The organism is Leucothrix pacifica (genome assembly GCF_003172875.1).
GTDB lineage: Bacteria > Pseudomonadota > Gammaproteobacteria > Thiotrichales > Thiotrichaceae > Leucothrix > Leucothrix pacifica.
On sequence record NZ_QGKM01000002.1, the window covers coordinates 48,703 to 74,590 of the forward strand.

24 protein-coding genes are annotated in these 25,888 nt (G+C 46.5%); 9 read left to right on the plus strand and 15 right to left on the minus strand.

Annotated features, from left to right (window positions below):
- Positions 1–19: 19 nt before the first annotated feature.
- Together DKW60_RS00870 and DKW60_RS00875 are read right to left on the minus strand one after the other, a co-directional pair.
- Positions 20–349, minus strand: coding sequence for a ribulose bisphosphate carboxylase small subunit (locus DKW60_RS00870; protein ID WP_109835774.1), 330 nt, complete (start codon positions 347–349; stop codon positions 20–22).
- A 19-nt stretch (positions 350–368) separates the two neighbouring features.
- Positions 369–1,787: a form I ribulose bisphosphate carboxylase large subunit gene (locus DKW60_RS00875; RefSeq protein ID WP_109835775.1), complete on the minus strand. Its 1,419-nt coding sequence runs from the start codon at positions 1,785–1,787 to the stop codon at positions 369–371.
- Positions 1,788–1,990: 203 nt separating this feature from the next.
- Between DKW60_RS00875 and DKW60_RS00880 the strand changes: the two genes are divergently transcribed.
- Entirely contained in the window at positions 1,991–2,884 is an 894-nt protein-coding gene (locus DKW60_RS00880) for a LysR family transcriptional regulator (protein WP_245929525.1), read from the plus strand.
- A gap of 9 nt (positions 2,885–2,893) precedes the next feature.
- Here DKW60_RS00880 and DKW60_RS00885 read toward each other — a convergent pair whose 3' ends face one another.
- The gene (locus DKW60_RS00885) at positions 2,894–3,313 is read right to left on the minus strand and encodes a type II toxin-antitoxin system VapC family toxin (RefSeq protein WP_109835777.1); all 420 of its coding nucleotides are present in this window, start codon (positions 3,311–3,313) and stop codon (positions 2,894–2,896) included.
- On the minus strand, positions 3,310–3,531 hold the full coding sequence (locus DKW60_RS00890; protein ID WP_109835778.1) for a DUF2281 domain-containing protein: 222 nt from the start codon (positions 3,529–3,531) through the stop codon (positions 3,310–3,312). Before DKW60_RS00890 ends, DKW60_RS00885 begins: the two co-directional genes overlap by 4 nt.
- Before the next feature lie 531 nt (positions 3,532–4,062).
- On the opposite strand from DKW60_RS00890, the gene DKW60_RS00895 reads away from it, so the two are divergent.
- The 5 genes from DKW60_RS00895 (at position 4,063) to DKW60_RS00915 (ending at position 10,916) form a co-directional block, all read left to right on the plus strand.
- The gene (locus DKW60_RS00895) at positions 4,063–4,986 is read left to right on the plus strand and encodes a WYL domain-containing transcriptional regulator (RefSeq protein WP_109835801.1); all 924 of its coding nucleotides are present in this window, start codon (positions 4,063–4,065) and stop codon (positions 4,984–4,986) included.
- On the plus strand, positions 4,983–6,719 hold the full coding sequence (locus tag DKW60_RS00900; RefSeq protein WP_109835779.1) for a hypothetical protein: 1,737 nt from the start codon (positions 4,983–4,985) through the stop codon (positions 6,717–6,719). Before DKW60_RS00895 ends, DKW60_RS00900 begins: the two co-directional genes overlap by 4 nt.
- A complete protein-coding gene (locus DKW60_RS00905; protein ID WP_109835780.1) occupies positions 6,716–8,437 on the plus strand; it encodes a hypothetical protein in 1,722 nt (573 codons plus the stop codon). The genes DKW60_RS00900 and DKW60_RS00905 overlap by 4 nt, the downstream gene beginning before the upstream one ends.
- A gap of 118 nt (positions 8,438–8,555) precedes the next feature.
- Positions 8,556–10,103, plus strand: coding sequence for an ATP-binding protein (locus DKW60_RS00910; protein WP_109835781.1), 1,548 nt, complete (start codon positions 8,556–8,558; stop codon positions 10,101–10,103).
- A gap of 81 nt (positions 10,104–10,184) precedes the next feature.
- Positions 10,185–10,916 (plus strand): rhomboid family intramembrane serine protease, encoded by a 732-nt coding sequence (locus DKW60_RS00915; RefSeq protein WP_109835782.1) that lies wholly within the window; start codon positions 10,185–10,187, stop codon positions 10,914–10,916.
- Between the two features lie 10 nt (positions 10,917–10,926).
- Here DKW60_RS00915 and DKW60_RS00920 read toward each other — a convergent pair whose 3' ends face one another.
- The 7 genes from DKW60_RS00920 to DKW60_RS00950 all read right to left on the minus strand — a co-directional run bounded on the left by DKW60_RS00920 (position 10,927) and on the right by DKW60_RS00950 (position 17,942).
- Positions 10,927–11,742, minus strand: coding sequence for a CbbQ/NirQ/NorQ/GpvN family protein (locus DKW60_RS00920; protein ID WP_109835783.1), 816 nt, complete (start codon positions 11,740–11,742; stop codon positions 10,927–10,929).
- An 11-nt stretch (positions 11,743–11,753) separates the two neighbouring features.
- On the minus strand, positions 11,754–12,065 hold the full coding sequence (locus DKW60_RS00925; protein ID WP_109835784.1) for a hypothetical protein: 312 nt from the start codon (positions 12,063–12,065) through the stop codon (positions 11,754–11,756).
- A 32-nt stretch (positions 12,066–12,097) separates the two neighbouring features.
- Positions 12,098–12,769 (minus strand): ribulose-phosphate 3-epimerase, encoded by a 672-nt coding sequence (rpe, locus tag DKW60_RS00930; RefSeq protein ID WP_109835785.1) that lies wholly within the window; start codon positions 12,767–12,769, stop codon positions 12,098–12,100.
- A gap of 136 nt (positions 12,770–12,905) precedes the next feature.
- A complete protein-coding gene (gene fba, locus DKW60_RS00935; protein WP_109835786.1) occupies positions 12,906–13,994 on the minus strand; it encodes a class II fructose-bisphosphate aldolase in 1,089 nt (362 codons plus the stop codon).
- 10 nt (positions 13,995–14,004) lie between these two features.
- Positions 14,005–15,993, minus strand: coding sequence for a transketolase (gene tkt, locus DKW60_RS00940; protein ID WP_109835787.1), 1,989 nt, complete (start codon positions 15,991–15,993; stop codon positions 14,005–14,007).
- Positions 15,994–16,005: 12 nt separating this feature from the next.
- Positions 16,006–16,881, minus strand: coding sequence for a phosphoribulokinase (locus tag DKW60_RS00945; protein ID WP_109835788.1), 876 nt, complete (start codon positions 16,879–16,881; stop codon positions 16,006–16,008).
- Positions 16,881–17,942 carry a class 1 fructose-bisphosphatase gene (locus DKW60_RS00950; RefSeq protein WP_109835789.1) on the minus strand — a complete coding sequence of 354 codons (1,062 nt, stop codon included), beginning with the start codon at positions 17,940–17,942 and terminating at the stop codon, positions 16,881–16,883. Before DKW60_RS00950 ends, DKW60_RS00945 begins: the two co-directional genes overlap by 1 nt.
- Before the next feature lie 202 nt (positions 17,943–18,144).
- On the opposite strand from DKW60_RS00950, the gene DKW60_RS00955 reads away from it, so the two are divergent.
- Positions 18,145–18,819, plus strand: a complete 675-nt coding sequence (locus DKW60_RS00955; RefSeq protein WP_109835790.1) for a phosphoglycolate phosphatase — start codon at positions 18,145–18,147, stop codon at positions 18,817–18,819.
- Here the strand turns inward: DKW60_RS00955 and DKW60_RS00960 are convergent, their stop codons facing one another.
- The 3 genes from DKW60_RS00960 to DKW60_RS00970 all read right to left on the minus strand — a co-directional run bounded on the left by DKW60_RS00960 (position 18,820) and on the right by DKW60_RS00970 (position 22,986).
- Positions 18,820–20,367: an ATP-binding protein gene (locus tag DKW60_RS00960; RefSeq protein WP_109835791.1), complete on the minus strand. Its 1,548-nt coding sequence runs from the start codon at positions 20,365–20,367 to the stop codon at positions 18,820–18,822.
- A gap of 226 nt (positions 20,368–20,593) precedes the next feature.
- A complete protein-coding gene (locus tag DKW60_RS00965; RefSeq protein WP_219988589.1) occupies positions 20,594–22,162 on the minus strand; it encodes an SUMF1/EgtB/PvdO family nonheme iron enzyme in 1,569 nt (522 codons plus the stop codon).
- 98 nt (positions 22,163–22,260) lie between these two features.
- Positions 22,261–22,986 carry an NAD(P)-dependent oxidoreductase gene (locus DKW60_RS00970; protein ID WP_109835793.1) on the minus strand — a complete coding sequence of 242 codons (726 nt, stop codon included), beginning with the start codon at positions 22,984–22,986 and terminating at the stop codon, positions 22,261–22,263.
- A gap of 97 nt (positions 22,987–23,083) precedes the next feature.
- Here DKW60_RS00970 and DKW60_RS00975 point away from each other — a divergent pair, with 97 nt between their 5' ends.
- Together DKW60_RS00975 and DKW60_RS00980 are read left to right on the plus strand one after the other, a co-directional pair.
- On the plus strand, positions 23,084–23,986 hold the full coding sequence (locus DKW60_RS00975; protein WP_109835794.1) for a LysR family transcriptional regulator: 903 nt from the start codon (positions 23,084–23,086) through the stop codon (positions 23,984–23,986).
- Between the two features lie 142 nt (positions 23,987–24,128).
- A complete protein-coding gene (locus DKW60_RS00980; RefSeq protein WP_109835795.1) occupies positions 24,129–24,725 on the plus strand; it encodes a DUF4360 domain-containing protein in 597 nt (198 codons plus the stop codon).
- A gap of 148 nt (positions 24,726–24,873) precedes the next feature.
- Here the strand turns inward: DKW60_RS00980 and DKW60_RS00985 are convergent, their stop codons facing one another.
- A complete protein-coding gene (locus tag DKW60_RS00985; RefSeq protein ID WP_109835796.1) occupies positions 24,874–25,860 on the minus strand; it encodes an XdhC family protein in 987 nt (328 codons plus the stop codon).
- Between the last annotated feature and the right edge of the window lie 28 nt (positions 25,861–25,888).

Genomic DNA, 25,888 nt, shown 5'->3' on the forward strand with positions numbered 1-25,888 from the left:
CTCACTCCGGTGAATAAAATTACCCTCTGTATACAACGAAGGCCGTTCCCTGACTTTGGGTGTAGTTGTCGTAACCGATCAAACGAATATGATGATCCGGATACTCACGATGACAGGCTTCAACCTCTGCCAGCACAGAGTCAACACTCTGCTCACCGAAAAACGGAAGCTTCCACATAAACCAGTAATTACGCATCGCGCCTGACGGCTCAACGTGTTCTACCGCCGGGTTCCAGCCTTGAGAAATGACGTACTGAATTTGCGCACGTATTTCATCCGATGTAAGCGGTGGGAGATAAGAAAAAGTCTCAAACCGCATTTCCTGCTTATAATCTGCTACAGATGACATCCTATTAACTCCTTATCAATTAGCGATTCTGAACATCAAGCTTGTCGACTGTATCGAACTCAAACTTGATCTCTTTCCATGTCTCCATGGCGATTTTCAATTCAGGGCTGGACTGAGCCGCTTTGGTGAGAATTTCCTTACCATTTCGCTCCAACTCAACACCGCGATTACGCGCTTCAACACAGGCTTCCAGCGCCACACGATTGGCCGCTGCACCCGCTGCATTACCCCAAGGATGTCCCAAAGTACCGCCACCAAACTGCAGTACAGAATCATCACCAAAAATGCTCACCAAGGCAGGCATGTGCCATACGTGGATACCACCAGACGCCACTGCGAATACACCAGGCATTGAACCCCAGTCCTGATCAAAGAAAATACCGCGTGAACGATCTTCAGGAATGTAAGACTCACGCAACAGATCAATCCAACCAAGCGTGGACTCACGGTCACCTTCCAACTTACCCACAACCGTACCGGTATGTAGATGGTCACCACCTGATAAACGAAGGGCTTTTGTCAGTACGCGGAAATGAATACCGTGATGCGGGTTACGGTCCAGTACTGCGTGCATAGCACGGTGAATGTGCAGCAACATGCCGTTCTTACGACACCAGCGCGCCAAACCTGTATTTGCAGTCAAGCCACCCGTTAGGTAGTCATGCATAATGATTGGCGAACCAATCTCTTTTGCAAACTCAGCACGCTCATACATCTCTTCCGGAGATGCTGCTGTTACGTTGAGGTAATGACCTTTACGCTCACCTGTCTGCGCTTGTGCTGTCTCAATTGCATCCTGCACAAATAAGAAACGATCTCTCCAACGCATAAACGGCTGTGAGTTGATATTCTCATCATCCTTTGAGAAATCCAGACCACCACGAAGTACTTCATAAACCGCACGGCCATAGTTCTTTGCAGACAGACCCAGCTTAGGCTTGATGGTACAACCCAGCATCGGACGGCCATATTTATTCATATGGTCACGCTCAACCTGAATACCATGCGGTGGGCCATTACAGGTCTTTACAAAGGCAATCGGGAAGCGAACATCTTCAAGACGCAGTGCACGAACCGCTTTAAATCCGAATACATTACCCACCAATGAGGTGAATACGTTTACAACCGAACCTTCCTCAAACAGGTCAATAGGATAGGCAATAAAGGCGTAGTAACATGAATCATCACCCGGTACATCTTCGATTCGGTAACAACGTCCACGGTAGTAATCCATGTCGGTTAATAAATCAGTCCATACTGTTGTCCAAGTACCTGTTGATGACTCAGCTGCAACCGCTGCTGCTGCCTCTTCGCGGTCAATACCGGGTTGCGGTGTGATTTTGAAGCAGGCCAGTAGATCGGTATCCAATGGGACATAATCTGGCTGCCAGTAGGTTTGCCGGTAATCCTGAACACCAGCGTTGTATTGCTTCGCCATTGATTTCTCCTTCCTTTTATTCAGTTGGGAATACTTGCCCGAATGAGGCTTATTTCGACTGTGTTTGATACTAAAAAATCGCTAGTCAAACTAAAAGTTAATAGTTATGATGGGAATCATTAACTAAAGTAAATATAAGTATTTTCTAATATTATAACTCTCTACTTAAGCTTATGAATTTAAAGCACATAACCATCCATCAAATGCGTTTATTTCACAGTTTGGCGAAACATTTATCCTTCACCGCCGTAGCAAATGAATTGCATCTTTCTCAATCCGGTGTGTCGATTCAGATAAAACGCCTATCAGAAACCGTCGGAATTCCACTCATTGAAAAGATTGGAAAGAAGATTTACCTGACCGATGCGGGCAAAGAATTGTTCTACGCAACCGATGATGTGCTGACGCGTTTGGAACTGTTTAACGAAGACATTCAGGACATGGAACGCACCATAAGCGGCCCCTTGAGAATATCGGCGATCACCAGTTCCAAGTATTTTATGCCGCATTTGCTGGGGCGTTTTTTGAAGATGTACCCTGACGTTGAGCCATCGCTAACCATCACCAATCAATCCAAAGTTAAGACCCGACTCGCCGAAAATCTTGATGACATTTTCATAATGGGAAGCTACCCGGAGCACATGTCACTAGAGGCCAATTACTTTCTGGATAACCCACTGGTGTTTGTCGCACCGGTCGATCACCCATTGGCAAAAAAGAAAAACATACCGCTCTCTGCCATCGCTAATGAACGGTTTATCTCACGTGAGGAAGGCTCAGGCACCCGCGCCTTTAGAAATCGCTTGTTTGAGGAGAGTGGATTAAAGGCTAATACCTATATGGAAATTGGTAGTGCCGAGGCGATTAAGCAGGCGGTGATGGCGGGCTTGGGGATTTCGGTATTGTCGCTTTATAACCTGAAAATTGAGTTGGAAGCGGGGTTGCTGACGGTGCTGGATGTGCAGCATTTTCCGGTGCAACGGAAATGGTATGCGGTGCATCGGAAGGAAAAAAGGCTGTCGCGGACGGCTCAGAAGTTTTTGGAGTTTTTGTTGGATGAAGGGGGGAATGCGCTGCAGGAGGAGATGCTTAGGTAGTGTTAGTAGCTACGGGCGAGGTAGATCCGCCATAGCTTGTTCAGTCAATTTAATCACGCCACTCTGCTTGCTAAGCTTCCGGTCAAAAGTCCATAGCTCAACATTTTCAAATTGGCTTTCAACCGCTATCAAAGAATCTGCAAATCCGGCATTTCCTGTCTGAAACCGTTCTAGCGCCAGTTTGAAACTTTCTTCTCGCTGTAGTCGATAAAAACTACTTGTGAGCAAATATTGCAATGCACCGACGACGTCGGTTTTTTCAAACTTATACGCTGCCTCTAATACCCACACCAGCTCAACTTGCACCATTTGAGGTACAAAGACTGCTCCTGACTTTTTGACCAACTCCTGCGCCAACTCTGTTTGCTTCTGTTGCTCGGTGTCTTGTACCAGAATTCGAACTAGTACATTAGTATCGACAGCAATCAAAGCTTTCCTCCTTCAGTTTCAACAGCCATATCCATCTCATCTAATGTGACAGTTCTGCTTGCCTTCAAAAGCCCAAAAGAATCCTCAATGCTTGAGGTCTTATTCTCTGACTTAGTTTTTTGGTAACGGGCTTTCATAAACTCAATGAAGTCTATGACTTGCCGCTGCGCCTCGGTGGGCAGTGTTTCGTAATCTTGTAATACTTCTGCTGGTAGCATGCTTGTTTCCTCAAAATATTTTTTACTAACATAGCACCCAATTTGATAGAAAAAAACAACGCTTAGTTCAAAGGGTAGGTATCTCAAGCTTCTCAGTAATTTTTTTATCCATCAACCACCAGCTGCTTTTCAATGATCACCGCTTTGAGCGATCAGGTAACAGGCATAGCGTGTAAGCATGATATCAGGTATCTCTTTCTCAGCTCCTTTAGGCATTGCGATCATTTTGTTAACATCAACAAAATGATCGAGAGTGGCGTGACCAGTGACTTCATAGGCAGTTTTAGCTTTGCTAATAACTAGAGTGAAATTGCGCTATTCGGCACAACCCAGCAAGTGTTGCAGGTCACGAGCCAGCCAGAATTCCATCTCACTTTCAGTAGTTTGCGCATGCACTTCAAATGTTGAAGTTAGTTCATATAACTGCTTTTTTCATGGCCTTACCCTGATTTTTAAAATCATCATCAAATTGATTAGATAACATAATCGATTAGCTTGTATTCTAAAACATAGAAAAGCATAATGTTGTACATGAAACAGTCAACTACCAACACTTCATCTGAAAAAATAAGCAACTCCAGTTTAGCGCAACGGGAACGCTTGGCTTATATCGAGTTTCGATTATTTTTTCTCGGTGACATACGCAGACAAGATCTCATGGAGCGCTTCAGTGTTGCACCAGCCGCAGCAACCCGTGACTTCACACTGTACCGTGAGCAATGTCCTAACAATATTGATTTTGAAGGCAGCCGTAAAACCTACATATTAGGGAAAGCGTTTAAGCCCGTATTTGAACACAACATTGAACGCGTATTAATGATGTTATCGCGTGGCTTTGGGGGTGGTATCGGTCAGACGCAAGATGCTTTGTTATCATGTGAACTTCCTCCGGTGTCGAATCGCCCTTCGGCGGATATTCTGGCTCCAGTGACTCGGGCGATACACCAGCATAAAGCAGTGAAGATGCGCTACTTCTCACATTCTAGCGGACTATCAAAACGAGAAATTGTGCCATTTGCTTTAGCCAATGACGGTCTGCGTTGGCATGTTCGTGCTTTTGACCGTAAGTCTGGGGAGTTTCGGGACTTTGTGTTTACGCGTATGGAGTCTACGGAGCTATTGGCAGACAGCTTGCTGGCCAAGAACGAGTTGTCGGAACAGGATCATCAATGGAATCGTGTTGTGGAGCTGGATATTGTTGCGCATCCTGATCGTGCCCATCCAGAGATTATTGAGCGGGATTATGGGATGGTGAATGGGGTATTGCACTTGAAAATGCGAGCGGCAATGGCGGGGTATGTGTTGCGGCAGTGGCAGGTAGATTGTTCAAGTGACCACCGTATTGAGGATCTTGGGTGCCGATTGTGGCTGCGGGATGTGTTGGCGCTTTATGGGGTTAATAGTGCGGTGTTGGCGTTGGGTTACAAGAGCTCAAAACTTGGAAGGACAGAATGAAAGAGTTGGATGAAAAACTACTGGACAGCTATAAAAATGGCTCATTTCTGGATGTGGTATATAAGTTATATCTAGAAGACCATGGTGAGGAGAGTACTCTGAATACTTCGTTAATAGGTATGCACAACGAAGGCCTGTTGGATGTGATCTCTGAGTTCAATAAGCTTAGAGCAAAAGATGAAGGTAAAGATTTTTTCTTACTCAGGGGCGTGTTGGAAAATGTCTTACCAGAAATTAATGCTCCGACTTCCCAGGTTATGTCTTGTGTAAAGCATTTAACCTTGGAAGCGGGTAAAGACATGACATCACACACTCTTATGAGACCATTCAGAGAGTTTTGCCAATCTGACCCTGAAAGACCGATAGAGGTACTGACACTCGCTACAGATATAATTGATGAAGAATTTGATTTTATTTCATCCGCGATTATATCTGGAGCAACAATTGATATTCAGGAATATGTCGAAAAGGCCGTTTCCTTAGGGGGAAGTAAAAACAGTACCATTTCACAAAGAGCTATTTTTGCGTTAGGCCAAGTTGATTACAAAGATCAAAAAAAACTGATTGGAGCCGCTGTGGAAATTATTGTCTCAGCGCCCAATGCACATAAAGATAATCCGTTCTTTTCAGTTTCTTTGAGATCCTTATCTTTGCTTGCTCAACAAGATGAAGATTGCGAGGCTGCGCTGTTATCTTTCATTCAAAACCATCAAGAAGTAGCTGATGATCATCTGATACATGCCGCTGCTGAAATCCTATTCTTCGAAAGAGGAAAAATACCAGGTGAAATTGAAAATAGTCTTTTTTTGCTTGCTTGCAAAGTCAAACCACAGAACAAAGGCACGCTCAATAAACTTGACTATGCCTTCACTAATGTTTTGAAACGAGGAGAATCCTGCAGAGTTATTGAGCTTATAGAAAAGCTATTTGAGCAATCTAAATATGAAATATCTATTGCTGATTTTAGTAGCTTAGTTGGCGAGCTTTTCCGAAACAAGGATACCTATTTGTCAGAACTTGTCACAAGATGGCTTCTATCAAGAAATGCAGCACTTGGACGATTCTGTTGTGACTTATTTGATATTAGCCGCACGAGAGAGGTTGCCATTCAGTGCGATTTGTCACAGTTGTCAGGGGAGAATACTAATGCTCATCTCTTTCTCACGAAAAAAGCTTGCGGGTGGCTTTTTATTAAGCAGTTTTCTGCAATTAGTTTTATTGCTTCCTTAATCGACTCCGCTCCAGAAGAACAGCTAGAAGAAATATCTGGCATTGTTTTTGATCCGTTGCTCATTAGTTATCCCGGTGGTGTAAAAGAATATCTGGAGAATATGCCAAGTGACTCATCAGAAAAAATGCAAAACTTTACTGCTTCAGTGCTAGAAAAACTCGATGAGTATCATGATGGTTTAGATCAAGTTTCAGGAATTAAGGAAATGAGGACTAGTGAAGCTCAACGCCATGCGTATAGCCGACATTATCATAAAATGATGAGTGAAATGCATGACGGAGTACGAGAAGAGTCGGCTTTCCTTTCCATGATAAAAGAGTCCGTCCTTTTGTATGGCACCAACTCGATTCATTATATGTATCACAGTGGTGAGAAGCACCGACAGGAATCTCAAATGCAAAAAGTTTCCACCAAATTTGAATTTCCGTCGCTTGAGCTTATTGACCCTCACGGATTAAATTTTCAAATACGCAGATTTCGTTTGGAGGGGTGCACTAAATGAAGCTTTTAATCAAAGAGTACCTTGCTTCGCTTAGAGAGCGTGATGAACTGGATGCTATCCTGCCTGATTTGCTTAGTCAGATGGGATTGAATGTCTTCATATCACCCAGTCGAGGGACAAAAGAGTACGGCGTTGATATTGCAGCCGTAGGGAGCATAGAAGGTGGAGAGGAAACGGTTTACCTTTTTTCAGTTAAATCGGGAAACCTTACTCGAAGCACCTGGAATGGCTCATCTGATCAAGCGTTACTTCCGTCACTGGATGATATTATTTACGGATTCATTCCTTCAAGAATTCCCTCGGAGCACGCTAATAAACCGATTGAAATCTGCTTATGCTTTGGTGGTGACATTGAATCGAAAATAAGGCAAGAAGTATCTGGTTATACCAAAAGTAGGAGTGAGAGAAATAACGTGACATTCAGTGAGTGGAATGGGGATAAGCTAGCTGAATATATTGAGCATCACCTGCTGCAAGAAGATTTTGTCCCAGAGTATTTGCGTAGTCAACTTAGAAAGTCGCTGGCAATGATAGATGAACCTGAGGTGTCATTTAAACACTTCAGCCATTTGATTCACCTGCTGACTAAAGCGGGGGACCGAACAGCAAAAGATGATCTTACATCAATAAGGCAGCTCTATATTTCTCTGTGGATTCTCTATGCCTGGTGCCGAGAAGAAAATAACTTAGAGAGTGCGTACCTATCATCTGAATCAGTTCTCCTTCATGCTTGGGATTTGTCGAAATCAAGCTTTGGTCAAAAGAACAAGATCCCACGGTCGATACAAGAAACCTTGGATGCAATTTTGAAGCTGCATATTGAAATAGCAAATCATTATTTGGAAGTAGTCGTGCTTCCGTACACTGACAAGCTCCATGCGCTATCTTCAGCTATCAACCCTGCCTGTCCTGTTGATACCAATTTAAAGTTGTTTGATATCCTTGGTCGCCTTTCGATGGCAGGGATTTGGGCCGACTGGCTCTCAACTCAGGTTACCGATAGCAATAGTGAAGCTAATGAAAAGCTGTATGCAGTGACCCACTCATATCACTCATCTTTGAAGCAGCTTATTACAAATAACCCAATACTGTTTAGCCCCTACAAAGACGAGCAAGCAATAGACATCATGTTGGCTCTGTATTTTTTGGGTTTAGACGGAAATAATCAAGGTCATATTAATAACTGGTTATCTATAATGACTGACGGCTGTTATTTCTTTTTTCAGACAAACAACACATATCCATCAACAATTGAAAACTATGCGGAGCTTATCGAGCACCCCGTTGATGACACCAAAAGCTACAGAGAATCAGTGACTAAAGGGTCAATTCTCTATCCATACATTTCAGTTTTCTCTGCTATTTTTGGTTTTGATCAACCATACCGGTTTGTTCAAAGACTAAAGGCAGACTTCCTTGAGCATTGTAATTTTCAAGTTTGGTATCCGGGAGATTCCTCAGAAGAGTACTTCTATAAAAATGATGCGAATCATGGTGGAACACTATCTGATGTGAGTATTGATAAAGAGCCATCAGATCTACTTAAGGAAGTATTTGATGAATGTGACGAGTCAAGTCAATTTAGAGAATTGTCCGCGATCAAGTATCCGTTTTGGCCAATTATATTTTTAGCTTGTCGCCATTATAGGCAACCTATACCGATGCACTTTTTGCAAGATATTCACAGACAGGTGCAGCGTTCAGTAAATGTTAAATAGATTAGTTTTATCCACAAGACATATCAAATTAAGTTGTCCGAACAACAGCTACTTAAGTCGGTCCCAGATAAAATCTAAAACATGCTAAACTTCAATTAAATCAATCAGTAATCTCAGTATGAAACAAAGAAAAAAGCTCCCTATCGGCATACAGACTTTTCGTGACATACGAGAAAACGATTACTACTACGTCGATAAGACACAGATGCTGATCGACCTGATTGAAGAAGGTAAGCATTACTTTCTTTCGCGGCCCCGTCGTTTTGGTAAGAGCTTATTTCTCGATACGTTGAAAGAGCTTTTTGAAGGGAATCAACCCCTCTTTACCGGCTTAGCCGCCCACGAACAATGGGACTGGACAACAAAATACCCTGTGCTGCGTCTCAGCTTTGGTGGAGGCCAATACACAGAACCCAATGAGCTTCAAAAAAACATCACAGAGCAATTGGATCATCTGGACAAGCAATTTGGCCATTCTACAACTCACACAACACTATCCGGCCGTTTTAGATCCCTAATCCGTTATGCGCAAGAAAAGAGCGGTCAACAGGTCGCGATTTTGGTTGATGAATACGATAAACCAGTATTAGATGTACTTCATAAACCCGAGCTAGCTAAGGCAAATCGTGATTTGTTACTTGGCTTTTACGGCACGGTTAAAGACAGCGATGCGCATATTAAATTTAGCTTTTTTACTGGTGTTAGCAACTTTACAAAAGCCAGTATTTTTTCAGGTCTGAACAACCTAACCGATATTTCGCTTGATCCCAATTTTTCCACGGTTTGTGGCTACACCGACCATGACATTGATACCGTTTTTGAACCCGAGCTGGATGGACTTGACCGGAATGAAATCCGCGATTGGTACAATGGCTATAACTGGTTAGGTGAAGGGGTTTACAATCCATTTGATGTGTTGCAGCTATTCCGTCGCCGTAAGTACAGTGACTATTGGTTTGAAACCGGTACACCTACCTTTTTGGTCAACTGGCTAATTGAAAATAAAGTCCCTACACCATCGCTGGAAAAAATGCTTAGCACTAGCGACATGATGAATAGTTTTGACATTGAGAAGATTGGCACCGAAGCACTGCTGTTTCAAACGGGTTATCTAACGATAAAAAAAGAAGAAAACCTTGGCGGAAATTACTTCTACACACTGGGTTACCCAAACCGCGAAGTTGAGCAAAGTTTAAACCAACATTTATTATCCAGTCTTGTACAAAACAACTCAGAGCAAGCCCGAAACAGCACTCAGCTTTACCAGCTATTGCTAGCGAATGATTTTGATGGTCTAAGCGCCCTATTCCAACGCTTTTATGCAAGCATTCCTCACCAATGGTATAGCAACAACGAGATTCAAAATTACGAAGGCTACTATGCCTCCGTGTTTTACTCTTATTTCGCGTCGCTAGGTTTAAAGGTCACCGTTGAGGACAGTACCAATCTTGGGCGGATCGATATGACGCTGACCTTTAATCAGTCTGTTTATATCTTCGAGTTTAAGGTGGTTGAGCTAAGCCCTGAGGGCAAAGCGCTCCAGCAAATTAAAGACAAAGCTTATGCCGATAAATTTGTAGGCAATGGTCAGCCGGTTTATTTGCTTGGGGTTGAATTTAGTAAGGATCAACGAAACATTGTAGGATTTGATGTCGAGCGCGTATAGCGGAGTGATTTGGAATAAGAAAGCCACCGATCCTAAGCTCACTTAATCATCGCTTTTATATACTAAGACGTACTGCTAAAAATGAAAATAAACAACCTGGTCTTAGCCGCCATCAATAGAATGACACCCGCAGTACGCATTTTAATCATCATGAATGTTGCCCTATTCTTACTGGACCGTGTAGTACCGTATAAGATGACCGAAGTATTCGGGTTGTATTTACTGGTCAATGAGAAATACGCGGTTTGGCAATATCTCACCAGCATGTTTATGCATCATGGGCCGATGCATCTCATCATTAATATGGTGGGGTTATTTTTCTTTGGCTGTATTGTAGAGCGTGCGCTTGGTAGCAAACGATTTATCATACTTTACATGTTGGCGGGTATTGGGTCAGGTGTCATGTACACCCTGCTGCAGGGCCACGAATACGCCACCGGGCGCGCATTAGTCAGTGCGTTTGAAGCCCTCGAAAACAGTTCTCAAACCCTCTCAGGGAATGAAATTTATCAAAAAACGGTTTATGCCTTATCGCGAATGTACCGCAGAGAAGTTGTCGGGGCTTCGGGCGCGTTATATGGCTTAATCGTTGCAGTTGCTGTGCTTTTTCCAAATGAGAAAATGTCTTTTAAATATATCCCATTCCCAATAGTGGCGAAGTATTTTGCTCTCGGGTTAATCAGTATCGACTTAGTACTTCAGCTAACCAGTTTTTCGCAGTTTGGCCGCTTTATCATGGCGCACTCAGTCCATTTAGGTGGCGCGTTAACTGGATTGCTAGTGATGCTTTACTGGCGCTACAGGTCACAATAGCGAATTATCTTCACCCAAAAAACGTCTGCACCGCCGCATTCAGCGTATCGCGCATATCTGGATCATCAGTCAGTGGCGTTACCATGGTCATCGTACAAGCCGCTTCAGGATTCACCCCTTTACTAATTAACTGCCCTGCATAAACCAACAGTCGGGTAGATATCCCCTCATCCAAACCATGCCCTTTCAGGTTTCTGGCGCGGTGTGCTATTTGCACTAACTTCCCTGCGGTATCCGCATCCACACCAGACTCTTTTGACACAATCGAGACTTCCGTCTGCTCGGTTGGATAGTCAAAATCCATCGCTCCAAAACGCTGTTTAGTGGATTGTTTGAGATCTTTCATCATGCTCTGGTAGCCGGGATTGTAAGAAATCACCAGCTGAAAATCAGGATGCGCTTCGATCAATTCACCTTTCTTATCCAGCGGCAATGTGCGTCGGTGATCCGTCAAAGGGTGGATAGCAACCGTGGTATCCTGACGTGCTTCAACCACTTCATCCAGATAGCAAATCGCACCGATACGTGCCGAGGTCGCCAGTGGCCCGTCCTGCCATTTCGTGCCGTCTTTATCTAACAGGAATCGCCCCACCAAATCTGAAGCAGTCATGTCTTCATTACACGCCACGGTGATCAATGGACGCTTTAATTTCCACACCATGTACTCAACAAAACGCGACTTTCCGCACCCTGTCGGGCCTTTTAACATCATTGGCATGCGCGCACTGTAGGCCGCTTCATATAGCGCAACCTCGTCCCCGACCAATTCGTAATAAGGCTCATCTTTTACCAAGTACTGATCATGTCCTGCGGGCTTGTCAAACATGTAATTCCCCTTTATCCTTCGTCAGACGTTTCAGACTCACCAGACCATCCGGCAGCGCGCGCATGTTCGATGGCGGCACTGTGAATACGGTTATGGCGCTCTGCCAGAGCAACCGGTAATCGACTCACCAGACAGCCGTATTTATCCCACTCGCGATTGACCTCGTCTAACAGTAGATTGACCCGGCCCAAATCCCAGCCTTCGCAGGTCTCCTCTTCCGGCAATATTTCAAATACCCAAGCGTCACGCACCAGTTTGGCGATAGGCGTCATGCCGCCGTTTATTTCATTTTGTACACCGACATAGGTTGATGGTCTGGTCATAATGATGATCTCCGAAAGAAACTAATAAATCGTTAAGCACCATCAGCTGCTTGGCGAATCGCAGCGATATTGGCTTCGTAATGATCCGGCGTGCCGCCTTTAAACACGGCAGAACCCGCAACCAGCACATCCGCTCCGGCACCCGCCACGGCTGCTGCATTAGCAGGCGTAACACCACCATCCACTTCAATCAAAATGTCACGATCACCAATCATTTTGCGAATGCGCTCGATTTTCTGTAACTGTGATTCGATAAACGACTGCCCACCAAATCCTGGGTTGACCGACATCACCAACACTAGATCAATCTTATCGATGACATATTCCAACACCGTTTCTGGCGTCGCCGGATTCAACGACACACCCGCCTTTTTACCCAATTGACGGATCGCTTGTAGGGAACGATCAAGGTGTGTCGTTGCTTCAGCATGCACGGTTATATAATCGGCTCCGGCATTGGCAAAGGCTTCCAAATACGCGTCGCACGGTGAAATCATCAGGTGTACATCAAACACCTTTTCAGAGTGCGGGCGTAATGCCTTAACCACATCCGGCCCGATGGTGATGTTTGGCACAAAATGCCCATCCATCACATCCACATGAATCCAATCGGCCCCGCGCTCGTCAATCGCACGAACCTCTTCACCAAGTCGTGCAAAATCTGCCGATAGAATCGATGGTGAAATTAATGTTTTATTAGCCATATTGAAGTCCTTGTTATATTTGATCACCTAAGCCACACATGTAACGCTGCTCATTGCTGCTGTCTGAACGACCAAGCTATATCGCTCGGAGGCGGTAGCCTGAAACAGCAGCTTGAGTGGCATATCTAAAAACGCATTAAGCTGCTGCTGCCGTTTTCATATCGGCAATTTTCGGGTCCAGATCACCGCGTAAATAGCTTGCCGCCATATCCGCCACTGAAATCACCTGAATTTTTGAAGCATTACCCGCACAACCGAAGCGCTCAAAACGATCCAGACACAGCTTCTGCATTTCATCCAACGCAGGCTGCATAAACTTACGAGGATCAAACTGAGCGGCATTTGAAATCGCGACACCGCGCATCGCTGCAGTCATCGCCAAGCGGCAATCGGTATCGATATTGACTTTGCGCACACCAAACTTAATACCACGCTCAATTTCTTCAACCGGCACGCCATAGGTCTGCGGCATCTCGCCACCATTGGCATTAAACATATCCTGCAATTCCTGAGGCACGCTGGAAGAACCATGCATAACCAGGTGAACACCCGGCAGACGCTCATTAATCGCCTGCACCACATTCATCGCCAGAATATCGCCATCCGGCTTGCGGCTAAATTTGTAAGCACCGTGAGACGTTCCCATCGCGATAGCCAATGCATCGACTTTGGTCTTGGAAACAAAATCAACCGCCTGATCAGGATCTGTGAGTAGCTGATCCATTTCCAACTTACCGTCGAATCCGTGACCGTCTTCCTTCTCACCTTCTCCAGTCTCAAGTGAGCCGAGACAACCCAGCTCACCCTCCACCGAGACACCCACTCTGTGCGCCATGTCAGTAACACGACCTGTGATATCACAGTTATATTCGTAACTTGCCGGTGTTGAAGCATCTGCCTCCAAGGACCCATCCATCATCACCGAGGTAAAACCGTTCTGGATTGCTGAGAAACAGGTCGTTTCATCGTTACCGTGATCCTGATGCAAACACACCGGAATAGTCGGATACATTTCCTCAGCTGCCTCCACCATCTTGCGGATCATGATATCGCCCGCGTAACCACGTGCACCGCGACTCGCTTGCAGGATTACCGGAGAATCACATGCCTTCGCCGCCTCCATGATCGCAATCATTTGCTCCATGTTGTTGATGTTAAATGCCGGTACTGCGTAACCACGCTCTGATGCGTGATCTAATAATTGTCGTAATGTAATTCGTGCCATCCTATCCTCTCTAATTCGTTTGTGTTTCAGCGGCCTTCACTATGTTCGCCGTAGTAATGCCGAAGTGCTCGTATAATTGCGGAGCAGGCGCTGACGCCCCAAATCCCGGCATGCCAATAAACTCATCGCCATCTCTCAACCACTGATCCCAGCCAAACCGCGCCGCTGCTTCAACCGCAATACGTGGCGTATCACCCAATACCTGCTGCTGATACTCCGCCGTTTGCTGTTCGAATAGCTCCCAGCAAGGCATGGAAACTACTGCCGCCTGAATACCTTTTTCTGCCAATTGATTCGCGGCATCCACCGCTATTTCAACTTCGGAACCAGTCGCCATAATCGTTACCTGACGCTCACCATCGCAGTCTTGAATCACATAAGCGCCTTTCGCAACTTGGTTTTCAGACTGATGTTCATTACGCAAATTGCGCATGCCCTGACGGGATAAACACATCACCGATGGCGTGGATTTTTGTGACAGGGCACTTTGCCAGGACTCTGCTACTTCCACCGCATCACCCGGACGGAAAACCAATACATTCGGCATCGCTCGCAATGAGGCGATGTGCTCAACTGGCTGATGCGTCGGGCCGTCTTCACCCAAGCCGATTGAGTCGTGTGTCATTACGTGGACAACACGCTGCTCCATTAATGCACCCAAGCGAATCGCGCCGCGACTGTAATCAGCAAAGGCTAAGAAGGTTCCACTGAAAGGCACATAACCTTTGTGCAAAGCGATACCATTCATGGCCGCTGCCATGCCGTGTTCGCGCACGCCGTAGTGGATGTAATTACCACCAAAATCTTCGGCATTGACCGGACGGTAGGTACTGGTTTTTGTGCCGTTCGAGCCACTCAAATCCGCCGAACCACTGACCAACTCAGGGCTTGCCTGAATCAGCGCATCCAACACTTTTTGTGATGACTGACGGGTTGCGAGTTTAGGCTGTTCATCGCTGAAGGTTTTCTTCACCTGCTCTACTGTTGCCGCTAATTGCTCATCCAAATCACCGGCGATTGAGAATTCAAATGCAGCACGCGTTTCCGCATCTGCTGAGTCAAAACGCTGTGTCCAAACCTGATGCGCTGCACTTCGCTCAGCCGCTGCAGTGCGCCAGTTTTGCAAAATATGCTCTGGAATTTCGAATGACGGATAAGGCCAATTCAGGGCTTCACGTGTGGCTGCGGTTTCATCCGGCCCAAGCGGTGCACCGTGTGTGGCGGATGTGCCTTGCTTGTTCGGTGAGCCATAACCAATGGTCGTTTTACAGGCAATCAGTGATGGCTTGTCAGACGCTTTTGCCGCTTCAATCGCTTTAGCAATCGCTGCTGCATCATGTCCGTCAATGCGTGTCGCATCCCAACCGGAAGCTTCAAAACGGGCGAGCTGATCGGTTGATGTGGACATATTTGTCGAGCCATCAATCGAGATTTCATTATCATCCCAAAGCACAATCAGCTTAGACAGTTTTAAGTGTCCCGCCATATCAATCGCTTCGTGGCTGATGCCCTCCATAAGGCAGCCATCACCGGCAATCACGTAGGTGTAATGATCAACCAAGTCATCGCCAAAACGGTTATTGTGCATACGCTCAGCCAACGCCATACCGACTGATGTAGCGATACCCTGCCCCAGCGGGCCGGTGGTCATTTCAATACCCGTGGCGTGACCGTATTCCGGATGCCCTGCGGTAATTGCGCCGTACTGACGGAAGTTTTTGATCTGCTCCAGCGTCATATCCGGGTAGCCGGTGAGATACAGCAAGCTGTAAATCAACATCGAGCCGTGACCCGCTGACAAGATAAAACGATCGCGATCAGCCCAGTTTGGAGCTTGCGCGTCGTAGTTTAAAAATTGAGTAAATAATACCGTGGCAACATCCGCCATCCCCATTGGCATACCGGGGTGACCTGACTTGGACTGCTCAATCGCATCCACGGCAAGGAAGCGAATGGCATTAGCCATTTCATTGTGCGTGTTGTTATTAGCATTCGTCATTTCACCACCTCCTTAAAGTGCTTTCACTTTGCGTTCCATCAAACGCAAAATCATCGGGGTTAAAATCAACTGCATCGCCAAGTCCAGCTTGCCACCCGGAATCACAATAATATTCGGGCGTGACATATAACTGTTTTTCAACATCGACATCAGATAAGGGAAATCGATACCGCGTGGATTGGCAAAGCGAATTACCACGATAGACTCATCCGGTGTAGGCACCCATCGCGCCACCGCAGGGTTAGATGTATCAACCGTTGGCACACGTTGGAAATTGATATCGGTCTGAGTGAACTGCGGGCAGATATAATCCAGATAATCCGGCATACGACGCAAAATAGTGTCCGTTACCGCCTCCGTGCTGTAGCCACGCGCTGAACGGTCACGATGGATTTTTTGAATCCACTCCAGATTGATGACCGGCACTACACCGATTTTCAGATCCGCATGTTGTGCAACATCCACCTCATCCGTCTTCACTGCGCCATGAAGCCCTTCATACAGCAGTAAATCAGAGCCTTCGCCGGTTTCAAACCAATCCGTGAATTCACCAGATGGCGTGTTGTGTAGCTCACCTTCTTCATCGTTATGGATGTAATAACGGGAACGCGTTTTACCCGTTTCAGAATAACGGCGGAAGGTATTTTCAATCTCATCAAACAGATTGGCTTTAGGCCCAAAATGACTGAAATGATTATCCCCTTTTGCCTCAGCCTCCTGCATCGCCACCTTCATCTCATTGCGGCTATAACGATGAAAGGCGTCCCCTTCAATAATCGTTGCATTGATCTTTTCACGATCAAAAATGCGGGTGAACGTCTGTGTAACGGTGGTCGTGCCGGCTCCGGATGAGCCTGTCACTGAAATAATTGGATACTTGGCTGACATTAAAAATTCCCTCTACCTGAAACGAATAAACCTCTGGTGCCAAATAAAGGGGCTTGATTACGGTCGTCATCCTGAAAATTCTGATAGCGGGCCACTTGCATAACATTGGCTTTTGACCCCATCACCAGAGGCGTACGCTGATGCAGCGACTCCGGTTTAATTTCCATGATTCGCCTGACGCAGTCAGTGGCCGAACCACCCGCCTGCTCCATCAAAAACGCCATTGCATTGGCTTCATACACCAAGCGTAAGCGGCCCAGCTGATAGCCTTCTCGACTATCCCCCGGATATAAAAACACCCCTCCTCGGACGAAAATGCGATGAGCCTCTGCCACCAGGGAAGCGATCCAGCGCATATTGAATTTTTGTTTGTGATCGGAATAACCCATGATGCAGTCCTGCACATAGTTCTGAATCGAACCATCCCAGAAGCTGTGATTGGATGCGTTGATGGCATACTCTTTTGCAATGTGAGGAATCGTCACGTCTCTGCGGATTAACACATATTCACCAGCCTGATGATCCAGTGTGAAAATCTGCGTGCCTGCACCGACCGTGAGCACCAACGATGTTTGCGTGCCGTAAATGATATAACCCGCTGCCAGCTGATTAACCCCTTCCTGCAATACCGAATCTTCCAAGGTTGAGACATCACTGGGTGGCACGGCATAAATCGAGAAAATAGTCCCGATGGGCGCATTGGTTTCGATATTGGACGAGCCGTCCAGAGGGTCCATGACAACTGCCAGCGGTGCGGTGCGATCGACTTCGATCACCTCAGCAGCTTCTTCAGAACCCACCACCGCAACCGGTGCTTTAGCGCACGCTTCCATTAAGATTTCATGTGCTCTCACATCGAACATCTTCTGCGTATCACCGTCTTCGTTGGTACCGCCAGCCTCACCCGACAAGTCGCCTGCCAAGGCACCGAAACTTGCAATCTCAGAGATGGCTACTGTACCCTCCAACAGACGATTAATGGTGGTTTCAACAGCAAAGCGCTGATCATCACCACCCGCCCAGTTTCGCAAATATTCCTGTAAATTTTCCGCCTGCTTCATTGCGATGATCCACTCCCGTTTGTTCTCCTCTGGCAACACCAGGTTACCGCCGATAAAAAAACATTAGCGTTTAATAATATTCGTGTAAAACTTAAATATCCGTTTGGGAATTAAGTAAACCTTAATTAGATAGCTAGTATTTTTTTGATAATTTGCCACGGGCCTATGGCAAACTAGGGCCATTTCTCAATAGGACTAACCCATGAATGGTGTACCTGTTTCACTTGTGATGTTCGACCTTGATGGCACGCTGGTTGACTCGGTTCCTGACCTTGCCTGGGCTGCTGACCGCACGCTGGAAGACCTTGGCTTGCCACTGGTTGGTGAAGACAAAACACGCGATTATGTCGGCAACGGCCTTTATGTGTTGGTAAAACGCATCCTCACGCAAGAATTAGACGGTGAACCAGATAAGGCACTTTACGACAAGGCGTTGCCTATATATTGGGAATATTATCGCGGCAATGTGTCGCAGTTTAGCCAGCTTTACGACGGCGTTCAGGAAGCACTGGACACGCTAAAAGCACGCGGCATTAAACTGGCCTGCGTAACTAACAAGGCAGAAGAATTTACCAAAACTCTGCTCGCTCATTTAAAGATTGATACCTATTTTGAGGTAATGGTAGGCGGCGATACGCTGGAGAAAAAGAAACCTGATCCACTGCCTTTATTGCATATTGCCAAGACGGTTGACGTGCCGATTGAGAACTGCCTGATGGTGGGTGACTCGCGGCATGATATTGCAGCGGCGCGGGCAGCAGGAATGCGGGTGGCGGCGGTGCCTTATGGCTATAATCACGGGGATGATATTGCGGAGTCGAACCCGGATGTAGTGGTGCAGAGTTTGGCGGAGTTGCCGGACTTACTGAGCGACTAATTACGCCTGCTCAACCTCAAAGCCGACAATATTCCGGCTCTCTTTACTAAACTCGACACCGATCATATACACCGGCTGGTTTAGCCCGCGATACTTATCCGCATACTGCTTGTCTTTGATTTGTTGCAGGGCTTTACCATCGGGTACAAGTTCCACCACCTTAAACTCAAACAGATACACCTGATCATTAAACTTCAGGGTCATATCCAAACGGCCATGATTAGTGGAATCTTCAACGGTCACGTCCAAGCCTAGCGCCGCAAAATAAGAATAAAACACACTGGCGTAATACCCTTCATAATGCGCAATCGTATTCTTGGTGTACCACTGGTTTGGAATGCTGGCAAAAAAAGCGTGGAACAGTAGCTCAAGCTCATCCAAGTTATTGGACTGTAAAATTTTCAACAGCCCTAAGCGGTTCTTTAAGACCTTACTATCATCACAGCCATAAGCACTTAACAGGCTGATATTTAAACTACTTTTCACCTCTAAATTAGGATAACCCAAGGTGTAAACCCAGTGGCCAAACATCGGCTCCTGCACGTCATGAATCGTTAGATAACCGGTTTGAAACAACAACGCTTCGTTACTGATGTGGTCAATATCAAACGCAGATAGCAGCGCGGCGTCGGACTGTAACGCGGCTAAGTCGGGGCTGAAAAAGTGGTTCTTCGCGAGGTGATCCACCAGAAAAGTCGGCGTTCCGGTTTCAAACCAGTAGTTTTTAAAGATACGTTTTTTAAATAAATTCAGCACGTCGTAAGGGTTGTAAACGTGCTGTCCTAGCCAGTTATAACCGTTGTACCACTCCTTGATTTTTTCGCGATCCAAACCCTCTAATTCAGGCTCGAACACTTCATCAATATCATGATCGGTATAGCCGCAAAGACTTGAGTAATCAGGGTCTAGGGTAATATCAAAAAGGTTATTTAGCCCAGAGAATAAGCTGACTTGAGAGAACTTACTGACGCCGGTTAGAAAGGTGAATTTGAGGTGAGCGTCAGAATCTTTAATCGTGCTGTAAAATCCGCGCAAAAAATCGCGATTAATCCGAGACAGCGCTTTATCCTGTAAGGCATCTAAAATAGGCTTATCGTATTCATCAATCAATACGACCACAGGCTGTCCCGTTTTCTTTTGCGCCTGAATAATCAAGGCTTTCAAACGTCCCGACGCGGTATCATAGATAGTGGGAACCTCATACGCTGTTTCAAAGACATCCAACTGCTCAAAGAGCACTCTTTCGGCTTGCTCCGGCTGAGCATAGTCACCACCACCAAAACTGAAGCGTAAAACCGGATATTTTACTGACCAATCCCATTGATCATGCACTGCTAAGCCTTGAAATAAGGGCTCATTGCCTTCGAATAGCTCTTTGAGTGTATCTAAAAACAGACTCTTACCGAAACGACGCGGGCGGGATAGGAAGTAATGAGAACTAGATTCTATTAACTTCACCGCTAACGCAGTTTTATCGACATAGTAATAATCGTCGCTGCGAATCTTAGCGAAAGATTGAATACCTAAAGGCAATTTGCGTCGAGTCATGGCTTGTCAATTTATGGGTAACTGGAGTGTTGAGTTTAGCATGAAATGCGGCTGGGAAAATTGGCGACTACCAAGCAGCTTTTTATCGATGAGGGGGGGCGTTGCCCCCATACCCCCTAATCGCGTTTCCTCAACAAATCTCAGCCGCGCTGATTACATACATCACTCTTCGATTAATTTCGGCAACGCTCTATCGCTTCGCGATGGTTTTTCAAAAAGCTAGCTTTTACTCGCCGTAGCTCTGGGCAGGCCGAAAACCGAGGGCGTTGCTACGGTAATCCGGCGTGTAGTCGAAACGAATAGCTGAGCGCAGGCCCTGCGGGCCGCGGCTCCATGAGCCGCCGCGCAACACGCGGGAGCTGCTATTTCCTGAAACCCAAGCACTACCGTCGTTAGGAGCACCGTTGTAATCCTTATGCCACTTGTCTTCTACCCACTCCCAGACATTTCCGTGCATATCGAACAGTCCATATTCATTAGCAGAAAAACTTGCAACGGGGGAAGCATATTTAAATTTATCTCCACACAAATTAGCACCACAATTTGCATTGTTGCTGCCAATATTCTTACCCCATGAGTAATTTGTTTCCGTGCCTGCTCGTGCTGCATATTCCCATTCTGCTTCACTGGGTAAGCGCCATGCTTTCCCTGTTTTATCGCTTAGCCATTTGACATAGGCGGTGGCATCATCATGACTTACACAGGCGACGGGATGATTATCACCTTGTTCGAAACCTAACTTCTTCCATGAGTTACCTTTAACATCTCCCCATTTGCCATTTTCATCATACGAATAACAAGATCCCTTTTGCTCGGCGGTAGTTTTATAGTTTTTTTCATCCACAAAAGCACGGAATTGGGCAACGGTAACCTCGGTTTCAGCTAAGTAGAATTTTTTGATGTTGACTGTGTGAGCCGGCTTTTCATCATCCTGACAACCACTTTCTTTATCATCACGGCAGCCCATCATAAAACTACCGGCTGGGATTAATACCATTTTTGGCATGTTTTCCGGAAGCTTCGCGCTTGGTTTCTCTGCAACCGCCACCACTTGTTTAACACTTTCAGCAACAGGCTTCGCTGTGGTAACAGGAGATGATGCTGTGCTGGTTCTAGCATCGTTGTTACCGCCCGAAAAGAGTTGATATCCCCCAAAGCCCACAGCAGCCAATGCAATGACACCACCTAATAATTTGACATTCGACTCTGACGTTTTGGAGTTGCTACCGGTTGCTGACACTTTTTGAGGCTGTGGCTGAGCGGACGATTGTTTCGGTGACCTTGGTTTCGGTTCAGTTTTTTTGGTTGGTACAATTTTTAGCTTTGGAGTGGGGATTGCTTCTGGCGTTGGCTCTGGCATCAAGGGTGGATTTGGCTCAGGCTTCAGATTCACAACCGGCTGCAAATTCAAGCGAATCGACAATTGCTCTTTAAGCCCGATAAATTCCTGATGGTTGGTGTCGCCATTCCAGCGAGTAAAGTCCGCAGCCTGTAGCAAGGTAAAGCCAAACGGGATCGGTACCTGATCAATAAAGATCGGATATAAAACGCCACGATCCTTGGCGATCAATGCCTCCTCTCTCACCCACGTAGACGCCACCGAGTTTTCTGACCACGCCACAATCACACAGGTGCATTGCTGGATCGCCGTGCCAATGACTTTGTGCCAGTCGTCCGCGACTTTTATCGCACGGTGATCCCAAAACACCGTCCAGCCTTGCGCTTCCAGTGCATCCACTAATGTTGTTAAACGGTCACGGTCTTGTGATGAGTAGCTCAGGAAAATATCATGCATGATAGAGATGGTCATATTAATGGGTGACAATTCAGCCAATAATACCGTTTATCTGATCACTATGCACTGCCAGTCTGACTCACAAAAAATGTTGCACCTTACTCCTGCGCGTTATAAATCACTGGCATCTGTCCGCGCCATTTATTCCAAATGTCATCATTCACGATCAACTCCGACATAAACCCGGCAACATTGATTCGACTGGTTTTACCCGCATCAAATATCGCATCTCGCGTTGGTGACGCATGCACCTCGTAGGGGGTGGGTTCTGCTTCATTAATCAAACTATCTGGCCGTACCGCCGCCCACTCAATCGCATCGCCACTGGCCTTGTAATGAGATTGCAAAAATCGCGCTGCTTGTTCATTGTCGGCATGCGGTGGTAGCAAATATCGGAGCAAGCCAACGACAATACGCTGGCCCAAGGAGACGGTTTCTCCGGCCTGTTTATTTTGATTACCGGTGGTGTTCATCAAGACATATTTTACGGGGTTGGCAGGGTTCGTGGATTCAACCGCCTGACATAAGCGCTTAGCACTGTCCGTGACTAAGCGTCTGGGTTGTCCAAATAGCCCTTTGCAGCTTAAATTGTGACCGAGGCATGAGGCGATGGCATAACAACCTTTCACCTGCTCCTGTAACGCTGCATCGCTCATGTCCAGCACACTGGCTTCAGTAATAGTCAGCTTGGGGTTTTGTATAAGGTGCTCCGGTAATGATTGAACCGAGCGCACGATCACCCGCACCTGCTCACCCTCATTGAGTAATTGCTCAACTAATAAACGACCGGTAGCTCCAGTCGCTCCAACGACGAGTATTGACATTGTGTGACTCCTAACATGAATTGATTTCCAAGTACTATACTCATACATAATTAACAGGTAAATTGACTGAAAACGTATTTTAGGTATGCATATTTGTATGAACTGGCAATCTGTAAACTTCGACTGGAACCACGCGCGCGCTTTTTATGTCACGGTAAAGGAAGGCAGCTTGTCCGCTGCTGCTAAGGCACTGGGTGTCACCCAACCAACACTTAGCCGTCAGATGGCTGCATTAGAAGCAGAGCTTGGCATTACCTTGTTTGAACGTGCTGCCGGACAACAGTTAGTCCTCACCGACAGTGGCGCAAAGCTGGTTGAGCACGTGGAGAAAATGACGGAGTCAGCCTTACAGTTTTCCTTAGCGGCCAGTGGGCAATCTCAGCTAGTGGAAGGCTCTGTGGTGATCTCAGTCGGCCAACTGGACGCGGCGTTTCGTATGCCGAAGATCATCGCGGAACTGCGGCGCGAAGAGCCTCTGATCAGTATCGAAGTGATCGTGACCAATGAAACCAGTGACCTGCTGCGCCGTGAAGCGGATATCGCGATTCGTAACTTTCACCCCACCCAGAATGATTTGATCGCGAAGAAGCTAGGGGAAGAAATCATTCACCTTTATGGCTCATCTGATTACGTCCAGCAGTTACCCGATTCCCTCGACAAAGTTGATTTTAGCGAACTACAAATCATTGGCTTTGACCACAGCACGATGATTACCGACCTGCTGAATGCTCAGGGCTGGAAGCTTGGAAAAGACAATCTTCAGCTTTTAACCGGCTTCCAGTTGCTGCAACTTGGGCTTTGCAAAGAAGGACTGGGTTTAATTTTCTTTCCCGAAGATATGGCGGATAAAGAACCGCAACTGTTTCGCGCTTTCCCGCAAACAGAGCCTGTGATGACCGTGCCGGTGTGGCTGGTGAGTCATCAGGAATTACGAACGAGTCCGAGGGTGCGTCGGGTGTTTGACTTTGTGGCTGAACGGGTGGCGCGGGGTTTACAGTAAAAATCACAGCCTCCCAAATACAAGTGCGCCGATCCATTGGCCGACATCACGAGTTGTGCAACTTGTAACCCACAAGCGGATAAACAGAACCCTCACCCTATTCCCTTGTCAGAAACTACAAGACAGCTAATGGAACAGTCCCATGAAACGCCCAATGAAGCCAATGATTGCCGTTTTTGTAACACTCGCTTTTGGCCTTACTCCAACGTCATTTGCCAATGAGCCTCTCGAGCTGGGCGAGGTGAAATTTGCGGGCAATGGCTGTCCAATCTCGGACGATATGGAACACACCACCATCGTGCGTAAGTCTGCAAACTCGCTGAGTATTATCCCTACCGAAATGACGCTGATGACGCCCGATGGTGAGCGCACTACGCAACGTAAAAAGTGTGATATCGCGCTGGCGGTGAGTGTTGAGGATGGTTATCAGCTGCGAATCGTTAATACCAAACTGCAAGCATTTGTGTCCTTGGATACCAACTCCGCTGCGAGTATCTCGCTGGACGCCGGTTTTAGTGGTGGAGCATTTACAAAGGCCGGTGAGAAACTACCTTCCGACACCACGGATAACACAGAGCTTGCGATTGAGAAAACACCGTGGAGTGATTGCGGCAAGGATGTGATTGTCAGAGCAAAAGCCAGCATGATTTTACGCAGCGACCAAACGCAGACGGCATATATGCGAGTGAACGGCATGTCGTTTAAGATTGAGTCGCAGGCTTGTTCTACTGCTGATTAGAAATGTATGGCTCCAGAACTTATGCGCCATTAAATACCGTTCCACCAGCACTGAATACATTTTAAATACTGCTTCATCAGCACGGGATTAATTTTTTGTACCACCCAATTTTTGCCACTCCATCAGCGTAGAGCACAGGAGGATTTTCTCAAGTGTCCGTTTTTGCAGAATCTATTTTGGTCACGTACTCATTATTGTTTTTAAAGGCAACGATTTCAGCGGCGATGGACACCGCAATTTCAGCAGGCGTGTGACTGCCAATATCCAAGCCCGCTGGACCGCGTAATCGGGCAATTTGATCCTCATCCAAATCAAATTCCTGCAGCCGTTCCCGACGTTTATTATTGTTTAGTTTAGAACCCAACGCACCGATATAAAAAGCCGGTGACGCCAGCGCTTCAATTAGTGCCATATCATCCAGCTTGGGGTCGTGCGTGAGTGCCACCACTGCGGTACGTGAATCCATTTGCATGGCAAGCACGGTGTCATCAGGCATGGTGGTGACTAAGTTGGTGTTTGGTATCGCCCACTCAGTATTGTACTCGGTACGTGGATCACACACCGTCACGGCAAAGTCCAGACTCAGGGCAATCTGAGCGAGTAGTTCGCTGATCTGACCCGCGCCAATAATCAACAAGCGATAACGCGGCCCGAATACACTGGTGAATTGATGCTCATCACAGGTCAATACATCCGATGTTTCAGCTAATGCGAGGCTTATTGTTTGGCTATCAAACTGAAGGGTGCGTTTTGCGACCTCTCCCCTATCCAATATCGCCAATAACTGTTCGAGGTTGCTGGTAGCTTCGGCTGTGGTGAATGGCTCTTCGACCAAGCGGATAGTTCCGCCACAAGGCAGGCCAAATCGCCGTGCTTCATCAAGATCAACACCATAACTGACGATACCTGCCTGTGCTGGCATTCCTTGTTTTTTTAACCTACTAATCAGATCGTCTTCGATACAACCACCGGATACCGAACCAATCACATGTCCGTCATCGCGCAGCGCCATTATAGATCCCGGCGGACGTGGTGATGATCCCCAGGTATTGACGACGGTATACAGCACAAGTTGGTGTCCCTCATTGAGCCAATTCAACGCACGCGCCAGAATATCCTGATTTTGGTTGATCATTATTGTTTATATGAACGCATCCCAGTTT

Excerpts from the sequence above, each read along its gene's own strand:
- DKW60_RS00900 (WP_109835779.1), top strand. The coding sequence starts at position 4,983 with ATGAAAGAGTTGGATGAAAAACTACTGGACAGCTATAAAAATGGCTCA.
- DKW60_RS00970 (WP_109835793.1), bottom strand. The coding sequence starts at position 22,986 with ATGTCAATACTCGTCGTTGGAGCGACTGGAGCTACCGGTCGTTTATTA.
- DKW60_RS00955 (WP_109835790.1), top strand. The coding sequence starts at position 18,145 with ATGAATGGTGTACCTGTTTCACTTGTGATGTTCGACCTTGATGGCACG.
- DKW60_RS00880 (WP_245929525.1), top strand. The coding sequence starts at position 1,991 with ATGCGTTTATTTCACAGTTTGGCGAAACATTTATCCTTCACCGCCGTA.
- fba (WP_109835786.1), bottom strand. The coding sequence starts at position 13,994 with ATGGCACGAATTACATTACGACAATTATTAGATCACGCATCAGAGCGT.
- DKW60_RS00875 (WP_109835775.1), bottom strand. The coding sequence starts at position 1,787 with ATGGCGAAGCAATACAACGCTGGTGTTCAGGATTACCGGCAAACCTAC.
- DKW60_RS00985 (WP_109835796.1), bottom strand. The coding sequence starts at position 25,860 with ATGATCAACCAAAATCAGGATATTCTGGCGCGTGCGTTGAATTGGCTC.
- DKW60_RS00905 (WP_109835780.1), top strand. The coding sequence starts at position 6,716 with ATGAAGCTTTTAATCAAAGAGTACCTTGCTTCGCTTAGAGAGCGTGAT.
- DKW60_RS00945 (WP_109835788.1), bottom strand. The coding sequence starts at position 16,881 with ATGTCAGCCAAGTATCCAATTATTTCAGTGACAGGCTCATCCGGAGCC.
- DKW60_RS00980 (WP_109835795.1), top strand. The coding sequence starts at position 24,129 with ATGAAACGCCCAATGAAGCCAATGATTGCCGTTTTTGTAACACTCGCT.
- DKW60_RS00890 (WP_109835778.1), bottom strand. The coding sequence starts at position 3,531 with ATGCTACCAGCAGAAGTATTACAAGATTACGAAACACTGCCCACCGAG.
- DKW60_RS00950 (WP_109835789.1), bottom strand. The coding sequence starts at position 17,942 with ATGAAGCAGGCGGAAAATTTACAGGAATATTTGCGAAACTGGGCGGGT.
- DKW60_RS00915 (WP_109835782.1), top strand. The coding sequence starts at position 10,185 with ATGAAAATAAACAACCTGGTCTTAGCCGCCATCAATAGAATGACACCC.
- rpe (WP_109835785.1), bottom strand. The coding sequence starts at position 12,769 with ATGGCTAATAAAACATTAATTTCACCATCGATTCTATCGGCAGATTTT.
- DKW60_RS00960 (WP_109835791.1), bottom strand. The coding sequence starts at position 20,367 with ATGACTCGACGCAAATTGCCTTTAGGTATTCAATCTTTCGCTAAGATT.
- DKW60_RS00870 (WP_109835774.1), bottom strand. The coding sequence starts at position 349 with ATGTCATCTGTAGCAGATTATAAGCAGGAAATGCGGTTTGAGACTTTT.
- DKW60_RS00920 (WP_109835783.1), bottom strand. The coding sequence starts at position 11,742 with ATGTTTGACAAGCCCGCAGGACATGATCAGTACTTGGTAAAAGATGAG.
- DKW60_RS00975 (WP_109835794.1), top strand. The coding sequence starts at position 23,084 with ATGAACTGGCAATCTGTAAACTTCGACTGGAACCACGCGCGCGCTTTT.
- DKW60_RS00965 (WP_219988589.1), bottom strand. The coding sequence starts at position 22,162 with ATGCATGATATTTTCCTGAGCTACTCATCACAAGACCGTGACCGTTTA.
- DKW60_RS00895 (WP_109835801.1), top strand. The coding sequence starts at position 4,063 with ATGAAACAGTCAACTACCAACACTTCATCTGAAAAAATAAGCAACTCC.
- DKW60_RS00925 (WP_109835784.1), bottom strand. The coding sequence starts at position 12,065 with ATGACCAGACCATCAACCTATGTCGGTGTACAAAATGAAATAAACGGC.
- tkt (WP_109835787.1), bottom strand. The coding sequence starts at position 15,993 with ATGACGAATGCTAATAACAACACGCACAATGAAATGGCTAATGCCATT.
- DKW60_RS00910 (WP_109835781.1), top strand. The coding sequence starts at position 8,556 with ATGAAACAAAGAAAAAAGCTCCCTATCGGCATACAGACTTTTCGTGAC.